Consider the following 12,118-nt stretch of genomic DNA (forward strand, 5'->3'; position numbering starts at 1 on the left):
GCATGCCACCCGCCGCCTTCGACCTCGCCGCCATCGGCGCGGCTCTCTCGTTCGCGGCTGCTCTCGACGAGCTCTCCGCGGCTCTCGACGCGAGTTCCTCCGTGGTGGTGAGCGCACCCCCGGGCACGGGCAAGACCACGCTCGTGCCCCCGCTCCTCGCATCGCGGTCGACCGGACGAGTGATCGTCACCCAGCCGCGCCGCGTCGCCGCTCGCGCAGCCGCACGGCGCCTCGCACAGCTCGACGGCTCGCCGTTGGGCACCCGCGTCGGCTTCACCGTGCGCGGCGAGCGCTCAGCGGGACCGCAAACCCGGGTCGAGTTCGTGACCGCCGGGGTGCTGCTGCGACGCATGCTCGACGATCCAGGACTCGACGGCGTCGATGCCGTGATCATCGACGAGGTGCACGAGCGCGCGCTCGAGACCGATCTGCTGATCGGCCTGCTCTCGGAGGTGCGCGAGCTGCGGGACGACCTCGTGGTCGTCGCCATGTCGGCGACGCTCGACGCCGCGCGTATCTCCGCAGTGCTCGGCACGGATGACCTTCCGGCTCCGGTCGTCGACCACGACGTCCCGGCTTTCCCGCTCGTCGAGCGCTGGGCTCCGAGCCCGACGCCGCGCCTCGATGAGCGCGGGGTCACCTGGGGGTTCCTCGACCACGTCGCCGGCACAACCGCCGCAGCGGCTCTGGACATGGTCCGCGAGAACCCCGACGCAGACGTGCTGGTCTTCGCACCGGGCGCGCGCGAGGTGTCGGAGATCGCCCGCCGCATCCGCGATGAGAGCGGCGCATTCGACGTGCGGGAGCTGCATGGCCAGATCCCCGCGGCGGAACAGGATGCCGTGATCCGCGGCCGCGCCCCGAACGACCGCCCGCGCATCATCGTCACGACATCGCTCGCAGAGTCCTCTCTCACGGTGCCGGGTGTGCGTCTGGTGGTCGACAGCTGTCTGTCGCGGCATCCGCAGCGCGATGCCACCCGCGGCATGACGGGCCTGGTCACGACCGCCGCGTCGCGTTCGTCGTGCGTGCAGCGCGCTGGTCGAGCGACACGACAGGGCCCCGGCACCGTCATCCGCTGCGTCGACGAGCGCTCCTATGCGGCGGCTCCCGCACGCCCGGCTCCCGAGATCGCGGTGACCGACCTCGCGGATGCCGCTCTGCTGCTCGCCTGCTGGGGTGCTCCGGGCGGCGCGGGTCTGCGCATGATCGATCCGCTGCCCGCAGACAACCTGGCCGATGCCGTCTCGGTGCTTCGCGGTCTCGGCGCGATCGACGACGAAGGACGCGCCACTGCTGAGGGTCGCGCTCTCGCTCAGGTTCCTGTCGATCCTCGGCTCGCCCGCGCTCTCCGCGACGGCAGCCCGATCGTCGGCAGCCGTCTTGCGGCCGAGGTCGTCGCGGTGCTCGGCGGCGACCTGCGTATCGCCGAGGCCGACGTCGCCCAGGCCCTCATCGCCCTGCGGGGCGGACGCACACCGGATGCGCGTCGGTGGCGCGACGATGCGAACCGCCTCGAGCGCATGGTCCGACGGGCACCGGACGCGAGATCGGGCCTCGACGGCGTCGGCCTCGTGATCGCGCTGGCGTTTCCCGAGCGGATCGCCCATCGCGTCGAGCGCACCGCCGAGGGAGCGACGTTCCTGCTGGCATCCGGCACCCGGGCGGGGGTCCGTGGTCCGCTCTCGGCCGTCGAATGGCTCGCCGTCGCCGACGTCGCCCGCGCCTCGGCACGGGCGGCTGCAGGCTCCGGCGCGATCATCCGGTCGGCGGCCGTGCTCACCGAGGCGCAGGTGGAACGCGCGGCGAATCACCTGATGACCGACCGTGTCGAGGCGGAGTTCACATCGGGCCGCCTCCAGGCACGACGCGAGCGCCGCGTCGGTGCGATCCTGCGTTCCTCCTCGCCGGTGCGGGCGCCGGCGCAGGAGGGGCGCGATGCCGTGCGCCGCGCGATCCGGCGTGAGGGACTCGGCATGTTCACCTGGTCTGACACGGCCGCCGCGCTGCGCCGTCGGTTGGGACTGCTGCGACGCGAGCTGGGCGCACCCTGGCCCGATGTGTCGGATGCCGGGCTGCTCGAGGCTCTCGATGAGTGGCTGGCGCCCGAGCTCGACGCGCTGGCCGGTGGCACGCCGGCGGGGCGGATCTCTCTGTCGTCGGCACTTCGCCGACTGCTGCCGTGGCCCGAGGCGGCGCGCCTCGACGAGCTGACCCCGGAGCGCCTCGAGGTACCCAGCGGATCCCGCGTCCGCATCGACTATCCCGACCCCGACGACGCCACCGCACGCCCGGTCGTCGCAGTGAAGCTGCAGGAGTGCTTCGGCTGGGCGGAGACCCCTCGGCTGGTCGACGGGCGCGTGCCGGTGCTGTTCCATCTGCTGTCACCCGCGGGGCGTCCGCTCGCGGTCACCGATGACCTCGCCTCGTTCTGGTCAGGTCCGTATGGCCAGGTGCGCGCCGAGATGCGGGGACGATACCCCCGGCATCCCTGGCCGGAGGATCCCTGGGCTGCCGTGCCCACGAAGCACACCAAGAACCGCTCGGCGCGCTAGTCGAGCAGGTGTCGGAGGTATCGCGGCGGGTTCTGCAGGAACGAGCGCCAGTGGTTCACGATCTCGAGATCGCCCCACTCGGCGGGCCGGATGCCCCAGTCACCGACCTCGAGGATCCGCGCCCCCGGCAGCGCGGCGAGCACCGGCGAGTGCGTGGCGCAGAGCACCTGACCACCCTCGTCGACGATGCGCTGCAGCACCGCGATGAGGGTGAGTGTCGACTGGAAAGACAGCGCCGCCTCCGGTTCGTCGAGACAGTAGAACCCCGGCTCGTCGAACCTGCTCTCGAGCAGGGCGAGGAACGATTCGCCGTGACTCATCTCGTGGAAAGGCACGTCGCCCCGCGGCGAGGGGTTCTGTTCGAGGTACGTGTAGAACGAGTGCATCGTCTCTGCCCGCAAGAAGAACCCCCAGCGGTTCGCACCGACACCGCGCTGCAGTTCCAGCCATTCCGACAGCGGCGACTCCGTCGGGCGGGTGCTGTGCGTGGCGAACTTCGAGCCTCCCTCGGGCGAGAGGCCGTAGGCGATCGCAATGCCCTCGACGACCGTCGACTTGCCGCTGCCGTTCTCGCCGACGAGAAAGGTCACCCCGGGCGCGAGGTCGATCCCCTCCCTGAGCACCTGGGCGACCGCGGGGATGCTGGTGGGCCAGTCGTGTCCGGGCTCGGGTGCGTCATCGTGCGCTCGCACCGCCACCACCGGCTGCTCGCGCCGACGGCGACTGCCGGGTGTCCAGATCGATTCCATCTCCGCGAGACTACCGGCCGCCACCGACACGGCGACGGGCGCGCATCAGCACTCGATGACGTTGACCGCGAGGCCGCCCTCGCTGGTCTCCTTGTACTTCGTCGACATGTCGATGCCGGTCTGCCGCATCGTCTCGACGACCGCATCGAGCGAGACGTAATGGCTCCCGTCGCCGCGCAACGCGAGCCGGGCTGCCGTGACCGCGGTCGAGGCGGCGATCGCGTTGCGCTCGATGCACGGGATCTGCACGAGGCCGCCGATCGGATCGCAGGTGAGCCCGAGGTGATGCTCCATGGCGATCTCGGCGGCGTTCTCGATCTGTCGGTTCGTGCCACCCATCACGGCAGTGAGGCCGCCTGCGGCCATCGCGCACGCGGAGCCGACCTCGGCCTGGCATCCGCCCTCGGCCCCCGAGATCGACGCGTTCGCCTTGAACAACGATCCGAGAGCAGTAGCAGTGAGCAGGAAGCGTCGGATGCCGCGGCGGCGGTTCGCCTCGGCGACCGCGTCGGGGTCGTCGATCGCTCCGACCGCGACGAGCGACGCCTCCGCACCGAAGCCGAGCAATGCGCTGCCGACGAGCTCGCCATACGGCGTCACCGCGTTGCCGACGCCGAGACCCGAGTCGGCGAGGAACCGCCACCAGTACATGGCGACGGCGGGGAGGATGCCGGCGGCACCGTTCGTCGGAGCGGTGACGACCCGACCGCCCGCCGCGTTCTCCTCGTTGACAGCGAGCGCGAAAGCACCCAACCACTCGCCCGGCAGCTCCCGATGCCCGTCGGCCTCGGCCTCTTCGAGCTGCCCACGGATCGCACTCGCGCGACGCTTGACCTTGAGCATGCCGGGCAGCACGCCGTCAGAGTGCAGTCCGTTGTCGACGCACGCGCCCATGGCATCCCAGATCGCGTCGAGCCCTGCGGCGACGTCCTCCTCCGAGCGCTGCGCGGTCTCGTTCAGTCGCGCGACCTCGGCGATGGAGAGTCCGTGCTCGTCGCAGAGCGCGAGCAGTGACGCGGCATCGGCATACGAGTACGGAAGCGGAGCAGTGGAGATCTTCGCCTCCTCGCCGTCCCGACGGATGAACCCGCCGCCGACCGAGTAGTACGTCTCCTCTGCCACGACCTGTCCGTCGGCATCCCACGCGGTGATCGTCATGGCGTTCGGGTGACCGGGCAGACGCGTGCGGGGCTCGAACACGATGTCGGTCTTGGAGAACGCGATCTCATGCACTCCGTCGATCCGCACCGTCGCACCGTCGCGGAGATCTGTCCACGCCGCCCGCACATCGGCCGGATCACAGGTCTCCGGTGCCAGACCGCGCAGCCCGGCGACGACCGCATCGGGTGTGCCGTGTCCGATTCCGGTGGCACCGAGAGAGCCGTAGAGGGTGCATCCGATGCGCGCGACGCGATCGAGCGCTCCTGTCGCGCGGAGCCGGTGCGCGAACTCGAGCGCCGCCCGCATCGGCCCGACCGTGTGGGAACTCGAGGGGCCCACTCCGATGGAGAAGAGATCGAAGGCCGAGACGTACGCTGTCACCTCCTCAGCCTACGTCGTGGTCAGGAAGACGGGTCGGGGCATCGCCGTCAAGGCCCTTCTCGCCGCGGAATCGGAGATCGATCCTGGTCGTGCATCCGATGTGAAAAGGACGACCATGACGAACAGCACGCCTGAGCAGGACGCGACCTCCGACCTCACCCCTGAGGCGCAGACGCCGACCCCGACGCCGTCCTCCGGCGACGCCGGCGAGTTCAAGGACACGGGGAGCACCGCCGAGAAGCCGGCAGAGGCCGACTCCCCCGAAGACGCGGACCCCTCCGAGGTTCCGAGCAACGACGAGCTCGAAGAGCCGAGCACCGAGAAGGAGCCCTCCGAAGAGCCCAAGGCCCCGACGCGCAACGACCCCGAGCCCGACCATGAAGCGGTCGGGATCGGGGTCATCGACGGTCCGGAGACCGACGAGGGCGACTGAGCGACTCCTACCTCGCTCGGCCACCCGGCCGCTCCCGTCTCGATGCACCCTGCGACGGGAGCGAGTTCGGGAGGGGCTATTCGACGAGCTTGCCCTCGGTGTCGACCTCGCGCATGAGCTCGGCGATCTCGGCGGGGATCTCGGGGATCGACTCGTGCGTCACACCGCCCGTGGGCGACCAGACGAGGTTGACCTGCAGCGTCGGGTCGGTGTCGGGGTAGTCGCTGCGGTTGTGGCATCCGCGGGTCTCCCGGCGCTCCAGCGCCGCCTCGAGCGTGGCCCGTGCGGCGAGCGCCGACGCCTTCAGATCGAACGCGTGCGCGAGGTCCTGGAACCCGGCGATGTCGGGGTGTATGCCGATGTCCTCCATGCGCCCCTCGATCATGTCGAGTTCGGCGAGGCCTGCCCGCAGCCCCTCCTCCGAGCGGACGACACCTGCGTGCTGCGTCATGGTGTTGCGGATCGCGCGCTGCAGCGCCCGCACGTTCTCGCGGCCGTCGGCGACGAGGAGGTCGTCGATCTCGGCACGGGCCTGCGCCACCGCATCCGCTGATCGACGCTGGGCGTCGAGCCCTGCCGCGTGTGCCATGGCCGCCTGACCGACGATGCGGCCGTAGACGAGCAACTCGATGAGGGAGTTGCCGCCGAGGCGGTTCGCTCCGTGCAGCCCGCTCGACGCCTCGCCGATCGCATAGAGTCCGTCGACGTCGGTCTGGTGGTCGTCAGGACGCACCCACACGCCGCCCATCGAGTAGTGCGCGGTGGGCGCGATCTCGATCGGCTCGGTGGTGATGTCGAGCATCTGCAGCTCCATCATCGTCTGGTACACGCGCGGCAGACGGGTCATGATCGTCTCGCGCGGCAGGTGCGACACATCGAGCCAGACGCCGCCGTTCTCGGTTCCGCGCCCCTCGGCGATCTCGGTGTACGCGGCGAGCGCGACACGATCGCGGGTAGAGAGCTCCATGCGCTCTGGGTCGTACTTCGACATGAACCGCTCGCCGAGCGCGTTGCGCAGGATGCCGCCCTCGCCACGGGCGGCCTCGGAGATCAGCGTGCCGGCCGCGTTCTCGGGTTCGATGATTCCGGACGGGTGGAACTGCACGAGCTCCGGGTCGCGCAGCCGGGCGCCGGCGTCGACCGCGAGCCGGAACGAGTCACCCGTGTTCTCGTCGCGACGCGACGAGGTGCGGCGCCAGATTCGGTTGTGGCCGCCGGCGGCGAGGATCACGGCATCCGCGTGGATCAGGTAGCGCGTGCCGTCGGACTGGTCGAAGCCGTAGGCGCCGAACACGACGTTGTCGCGCACGAGCAGACGCGTGATGTAGACGTGGTCGAGGATCGGTACCTCGAGCTGCTCGGCCTTGGCGACGAGCGTTCGCTGGATCTCGAGCCCGGTGTAGTCGCCGGCGAACGCGGTGCGACGGAAGGTGTGGGCTCCGAAGAACCGCTGCGAGATGCGCCCGTCGTCCTCGCGAGCGAAGTCCATACCCCAGCGCTCGAGGTCGCGGATGCCGCGTTCGGCGCCCTGCGTCACGATCTCGACCGTGTGGGGGTTGGCGAGCAGGTAGCTCTCCTTGATGGTGTCGGCAGCGTGCTGCTGCCAGCTGTCGTCCTCGTCCATGGTGCCGAGTGCGGCGTTGATGCCGCCGGCGGCGAGGGATGTATGGGCATCCTGTCGGGGGCGCTTGCCGACGGCGAGGACGTCGATGCCGTGCTCGGCGACCTCGATCGCCGCCCGCAGCCCGGAGCCGCCGGTGCCGATGACGAGGACCGTGGTGGAGATCTGACGTTCGCGAGTACTCATGGTCTCCACGCTAGGTAGGGTGTCCTAATAACTCCAATGCATTGTTCTACTGGTATCGATACACTGAAGACATGAACCTCGAGCAGCTCCGCGGGTTCGTCGAGGTCGCCCGCCTCGGTCACTTCACCCGCGCCTCCGAGCATCTGCACCTGGCCCAGCCCTCGCTGAGCCGACAGATCTCGACCCTCGAGCGCGAACTCGGCGCCGAGCTCTTCCACCGGGCTCGCGGGCACATCGGCCTCACCGCGGCCGGAGAGGCTCTGCTCCCCCACGCTCAGCGGATGCTCGCGGAGTCCGACGCGATCCGTGAGGAGATGGCCGAGCTCGCAGGGCTCCGCCGCGGACGCGTGCGCCTCGGAGCACCGCCCACCCTCTGCATCAGCCTCGTCGCCGAAGCCATCAGCACCTTCCATGCGGCGCATCCCGGCGTCGACCTGCACCTGACCGAGAGCGGGTCGAGGCTGCTCGTCGACCAGATGGCCGTCGGGGCCGTCGACATCGCGCTCATCACGGAGTCGGAGGGACCCCCGCCTTCGGGTTTCAGTCTGACCCGGATGCCGTTGCTGACCGAGGAACTCGTGGTGGTGTCTGCGGCGTCCGAGCCTCCGGTGTCGAGCTCGTCGTCGATGACCCTCCATCACCTCGCCACTCTTCCGTTGATCGCCCTCGACGAGACCTATGAGCTGCGGGCGACCACCGACGCGGCGTTCCGCTCGTCAGGGCTGACCCCGACCGTAGTCCTCGAGGGCGCAGAGATGGATGCGCTGCTCCGCTTCGTCGAACGCGGGGTCGGCGTGGCCGTGGTTCCGGCGATGGTGCTGCTCGATCAGCCGGCGCTGCGATCGGTCAGGATCTCGCACCCGATGATGAGGCGCACCGTGAGCCTGGCGCACCGCGCCGACGTCACGCCCGCCGTCGCGGTCGCCGCGATGCGGCACGTGATCGTCGGCACAGCGGCAGAGGTAGCCCGCCGCGACCCGGCCATCACGAGCCTGCTCGACTGAGGCCTCTCAACCGGCGAACATGCGGGTGAGCCGGACCACCAACAGTCCGACAGGCGCGATCAACCCCAGATAGGCGAGGATGAGCCCGACGATGGCGGCGGCTCGGAATGCACCGTGACGCCGCACGGCCAGGTGACCGACCATCACAGCCACGGAGGCGATCGCGATCGCGACGAGATACCCGACGATGCCGCTCGGCACCACGAAGAGCGACGCGATCGCCAGCACGCCGCACACGAGCCCGATCACGTGCCACACGCGGTTGTTCTGGGCCTGCTCGGGAAGCGTCATGCGCACGAGCCTACCGAGTAGGACAACGCAAAACCCCCGCCGCTTTCGCGACGGGGGTTTCAGCTGATGTGCGCCCGAAGGGACTCGAACCCCTAACCTTCTGATCCGTAGTCAGATGCTCTATCCATTGAGCTACGGGCGCTCCTGGACCGCTCAGCGGGCCGTAGAACAGCCTACAACAGACGCGACGCGAAAGCGAAACGAGGGCTCACTCGTCACCGTCGGGCGTGTTCTGCTTCTTCTTGCGCTTGGCTTTCGCGCGCTGCAGAGACGACAGAGCCTGCAGATCGACGAGCCGCAGCGCCTGCATCCGCGCCTCGCGCATGCGCTCGTAATCGGGGTCCTGATCGGGCCGCATGCCTTCGACGCGCAGCCGGCGATCGAGGTTGTGCCGCACGTCGGCCCAAGCGCCCTCACGGGCCTCTTCGACGATGACACGCAGCGCGGCCTCGTCCTCCATCATGTCGCGCAGCTTGGTCGCGACCCCGTGCGACTGCTTGGCCCGCCGACGCAGGTTGCGCACGTCGCGGTCGCGGTAGTCGTGGGTGCCCGAGGGGTCGGAGTGACGCCCGCGAGCGCGCTTGCGCAGCTCGGTCAGGTTGCGCTCGACTTCTTCGGACTCCTCGGCCATCGCCCGCAGCGCTTCGCGCGCGTCGGCGATGTACTTGTCCGTGTCGAAGACCCCGTTCTCGGCGATCGTGCCGATGAGGATGTGGTTCTTCACGGCGAGGCGCGCGGCAGCGGTCGCGATCGCGACGCCTTCTGCGATGGCATCTGCAGTTCGTCCCACCGCTACCTCCTTGCTTCGAGCGTACCGGTATCGCTCTCGGTTGCAGTGGGCCAGAATGGATCGGAATCGGGTCGCGAGACCTGCTCCACGACCGGCTGCACTCCCGATCGCCGCCAGGAGGGATGCGATGAAGCGTCTCACGCTCACCGGAAGCACGACGGTCATCACCGGCGCTGCGAGCGGGATGGGCGCCGACATCGCCCGGCTGCTCGCCCGCCGACGCGTGCATCTGGCGCTCATCGACCACAACGCCGACGGACTCGCAGCCCTGGCGGCCGAACTCGAGGGCACCACCGTCACCACGCACGTCGTCGACCTGCGCGACGACGACGCCGTCTTCGCTGCGGCCGACGAGATCACTGCAGCGCACCGGCGCGTGAACGCCCTGATCACGTGCGCGGGGTCGTCGATGCTCGGCGATCTCGATCAGCTGACCATGGAGGAGATGCGCTGGCTGACCGACGTCAACCTCTGGGGAACCGTGTCGATCACGAAGGCGCTGCTGCCCGCCCTGCGTTCGGCTCACGCCGCGCACATCACCCACCTCGCAAGCGTGTACGCGCTGGCCGCGCCCGCAGGACGCATCCCCTACTCCCTGAGCAAGTTCGCGGTGCGCGGGTTCTCCGAGGCACTGCGGCACGAGCTCGAGGGCACGTCAGTGACGGTCGGCGCGGTGTACCCCGCCGGAGTGCGCACGGGGATCATCCTGCACGGACGCTATGCCGCGGCGATCGACCCGGCGGTCGCCGCACGCGCCGCAACGGCGCAGGCAGCGATGTACCACACCGAGCCAGCGGATGCCGCGGCGCTGATCGTGCGGGCGACGGAGCGTCGCCGCGCGCGCACCATGGTCGGGCAGGAGGCGCGTCTGATCGATGTGCTCGCTCGCCTCGCACCGACGGGCTACTGGCGGGTCATGCGCCGCCCCCTGCGCGAGGCCATCGACACGACCACCCCGATCGTCTGAATCAGCGGACCGCGCCGACCCAGATCCCCGACGCCCACGCCTGCTGCTCGCTGTCGCACCCGATCGACCCCGGGTAGCCGCGCACGACCGCCATGCAGTTCGCGAGGAACTCGGGATCTCCCCCGAAAGACGAGCGGTAGACGTCCGACGAAGTCAGCGCACCCCAGACCCGGAACTGGTAGATGTGGGCCAGCTCGTGCGCCATCGCCCAGTTCAGCTGCTCTACGCTCCAGTCGACGATGTCGGCACGGTACTTGATGTAGCCGCTGCTGTTCGCGCACGCCGGCGCGGTCCCTCCCGCACACGAGGCCGATTCGTAGAGGCCCACTCCCCCGCCGCCGACCCGGTCGAGGGCGGCGCGCACCCGCGCGAATCCATCCGGCCCGCTCGACGACCAGGCAGGGCCCGACGGCGCCGCGTACTGCGCCGCCTCCCAGCTGCCGACGTCTTGCCCGACCCTGTCGATGAGCGAGTGCACCGTGGCGGTGGCGGCGATGACCGTGGCCGGGTCCTTCCGCTCGGCGAGCACGGACGCCTGAGCCGACATCGCCGCTGCCCGGTGCGCCGACGTGTCGATCTTGCCGTCGGCTCCCTCCATCGCCTCGCGCAGCGCGGTGATCTCCACGACGAACGCGGGGCGCACCTCGAGGACAGCCGCGCGTGCAGCGGTGTCCCTCTCGGCGATCGCGATCGACCCTTCTAGGTGATCTGTGCGCATCTCCGCCGTGCGGGTCGACTGCGCGAGCGACCGCAGTTCGGCGATCGCAGCCGCCCTGTCCTCGTCGAGAGCGACAGCACGAGCGACCACGCCCGCAGCCAGCATCAGTGCGGCGACCATGGCGACGGAGAGGACCCGCCGGATCACCGGGACCGCCTCATGGCAGGAGCCCTGTCGTGTCGGAGAGCAGCGTCTCCTGGTCGGCGATGACCGTGCGCAGGGCGGTCAGCTTCTCAGCGAGTCGGAGGTTCGCGTCTCGCGCGGCGTCGAGCCGCTCTTCGGCCTCGACCACGGCCGCCTTCGCCTCGTCAAGCGCCTCCACGCGTTGCTGATCGGCAACGGCGATGAGCACCGTTCCACCGAGCAGCAGCAGACCCCCGGCGACCACGGCGACGGCTCTCATATCGCTCCCCAGGACACGACGACTTCCGGAACGATTCCGTAGGGCCAATATATCCTCGCTGGAGATCACTCTCCAGACCGGTGCGCGTCCGCGGCAGGGCGGGACAGGCCGGATGCTCAGATCGAGTAGGCCTGATCGCTGAGGCGACGTTCCGCTGCTTGCTGGCCGCTGGCGAGGTGGCGGGGAATCATCCAGCGGAGGGTGTCGGTGTCGCGAGCCTCGACCGCTTCGAGAATCAGGCGATGCTCCTCGGCCATCGCGAGCAGATCGTCGTGCTGCCCGAAGAGCCAGCGCAGGCGCGTGACGAACACCCCGATGAGTTCACTGAGCATGTCGTTGCCAGCCAGCTCGGCGGAGATCTCGTGGAACTCGCCCGCCGCGATACGGGCGGCTTCGGCCTGGCCTGCCGATGCTGCGGCGAGCTCGCGCTCGTAGGCAGCGCGAAGACGCGCGATGCCCGCTTCGGTGTGGCGTTCGGCGGCGAAGACGAAGATCAGAGTCTCGATCGCCTCGCGGACCTCTCCGAAATCTCGGATGTCACGATGCGTGAACTCCCGCACCACGGCCCAGGTCCGCGGGCGGGCGACGACCACTCCCTCACTGACGAGAGTGCGGATCGCCTCGCGCACGGGCAGCCGCGACACGTTGAGCTCGGCCGCGATGTCCCGTTCGATGAGACGTGATCCCGGGGCGCGCCGACCGAGCACGATGTCATCTCGAAGAACGCGCGTCACTCGCACCGACTCGAGTTCGCCGGTAGTCCCCGCCCCCGCCATGCCGGAATTATGTCACTCGGTGGCCTGTCCGACAAGTTTGGTATCCCAACCGAGCGCACATGTCACGGCTCCGGCGCTTCGTC

Annotated in this window: 12 protein-coding genes and 1 tRNA gene; 4 read left to right on the forward strand and 9 right to left on the reverse strand. The window is 69.7% G+C overall.

All coding sequences use genetic code 11. The features are described 5' to 3' along the window. Window positions 1–2: 2 nt before the first annotated feature. Window positions 3–2,555 (forward strand): ATP-dependent helicase HrpB, encoded by a 2,553-nt coding sequence (gene hrpB / locus ACLKOY_RS08060; protein ID WP_436453158.1) that lies wholly within the window; start codon window positions 3–5, stop codon window positions 2,553–2,555. Here hrpB and ACLKOY_RS08065 read toward each other — a convergent pair. Beyond that, window positions 2,552–3,304: an AAA family ATPase gene (locus ACLKOY_RS08065; RefSeq protein ID WP_436453159.1), complete on the reverse strand. Its 753-nt coding sequence runs from the start codon at window positions 3,302–3,304 to the stop codon at window positions 2,552–2,554. The genes hrpB and ACLKOY_RS08065 overlap by 4 nt on opposite strands. A 45-nt stretch (window positions 3,305–3,349) precedes the next feature. After that, window positions 3,350–4,846 carry an L-serine ammonia-lyase, iron-sulfur-dependent, subunit alpha gene (locus tag ACLKOY_RS08070; protein WP_436453160.1) on the reverse strand — a complete coding sequence of 499 codons (1,497 nt, stop codon included), beginning with the start codon at window positions 4,844–4,846 and terminating at the stop codon, window positions 3,350–3,352. A 115-nt stretch (window positions 4,847–4,961) separates the two neighbouring features. Between ACLKOY_RS08070 and ACLKOY_RS08075 the strand changes: the two genes are divergently transcribed. After that, entirely contained in the window at window positions 4,962–5,279 is a 318-nt protein-coding gene (locus ACLKOY_RS08075) for a hypothetical protein (protein WP_436453161.1), read from the forward strand. Window positions 5,280–5,355: 76 nt separating this feature from the next. On the opposite strand, the gene ACLKOY_RS08080 is transcribed toward ACLKOY_RS08075, so the two are convergent. After that, window positions 5,356–7,086 (reverse strand): L-aspartate oxidase, encoded by a 1,731-nt coding sequence (locus tag ACLKOY_RS08080; RefSeq protein ID WP_436453162.1) that lies wholly within the window; start codon window positions 7,084–7,086, stop codon window positions 5,356–5,358. Between the two features lie 71 nt (window positions 7,087–7,157). On the opposite strand from ACLKOY_RS08080, the gene ACLKOY_RS08085 reads away from it, so the two are divergent. Then, complete coding sequence (locus ACLKOY_RS08085; RefSeq protein ID WP_436453163.1) at window positions 7,158–8,090, forward strand: LysR family transcriptional regulator; 933 nt, start codon at window positions 7,158–7,160, stop codon at window positions 8,088–8,090. Between the two features lie 6 nt (window positions 8,091–8,096). On the opposite strand, the gene ACLKOY_RS08090 is transcribed toward ACLKOY_RS08085, so the two are convergent. The 3 genes from ACLKOY_RS08090 to ACLKOY_RS08100 form a co-directional block, all read right to left on the reverse strand. Further along, window positions 8,097–8,381, reverse strand: a complete 285-nt coding sequence (locus ACLKOY_RS08090; RefSeq protein ID WP_436453164.1) for a hypothetical protein — start codon at window positions 8,379–8,381, stop codon at window positions 8,097–8,099. Window positions 8,382–8,450: 69 nt separating this feature from the next. Beyond that, a tRNA-Arg gene (locus tag ACLKOY_RS08095) sits at window positions 8,451–8,523 on the reverse strand. Window positions 8,524–8,589: 66 nt separating this feature from the next. Then, the gene (locus ACLKOY_RS08100) at window positions 8,590–9,171 is read right to left on the reverse strand and encodes an asparagine synthase (RefSeq protein ID WP_140036186.1); all 582 of its coding nucleotides are present in this window, start codon (window positions 9,169–9,171) and stop codon (window positions 8,590–8,592) included. A gap of 127 nt (window positions 9,172–9,298) precedes the next feature. Between ACLKOY_RS08100 and ACLKOY_RS08105 the strand changes: the two genes are divergently transcribed. Next, the gene (locus ACLKOY_RS08105) at window positions 9,299–10,138 is read left to right on the forward strand and encodes an SDR family NAD(P)-dependent oxidoreductase (RefSeq protein ID WP_436453165.1); all 840 of its coding nucleotides are present in this window, start codon (window positions 9,299–9,301) and stop codon (window positions 10,136–10,138) included. A gap of 1 nt (window position 10,139) precedes the next feature. On the opposite strand, the gene ACLKOY_RS08110 is transcribed toward ACLKOY_RS08105, so the two are convergent. The 3 genes from ACLKOY_RS08110 to ACLKOY_RS08120 form a co-directional block, all read right to left on the reverse strand. Then, window positions 10,140–11,003 (reverse strand): hypothetical protein, encoded by an 864-nt coding sequence (locus tag ACLKOY_RS08110; protein WP_436453166.1) that lies wholly within the window; start codon window positions 11,001–11,003, stop codon window positions 10,140–10,142. A 10-nt stretch (window positions 11,004–11,013) separates the two neighbouring features. Next, window positions 11,014–11,259, reverse strand: a complete 246-nt coding sequence (locus tag ACLKOY_RS08115) for a hypothetical protein (protein WP_436453167.1) — start codon at window positions 11,257–11,259, stop codon at window positions 11,014–11,016. 116 nt (window positions 11,260–11,375) lie between these two features. Further along, window positions 11,376–12,035 (reverse strand): GntR family transcriptional regulator, encoded by a 660-nt coding sequence (locus ACLKOY_RS08120; RefSeq protein ID WP_436453168.1) that lies wholly within the window; start codon window positions 12,033–12,035, stop codon window positions 11,376–11,378. Window positions 12,036–12,118 lie beyond the last annotated feature (83 nt).

This window comes from Microbacterium sp. K2 (assembly GCF_051365005.1).
Taxonomy (GTDB): Bacteria; Actinomycetota; Actinomycetes; order Actinomycetales; family Microbacteriaceae; genus Microbacterium; species Microbacterium foliorum_B.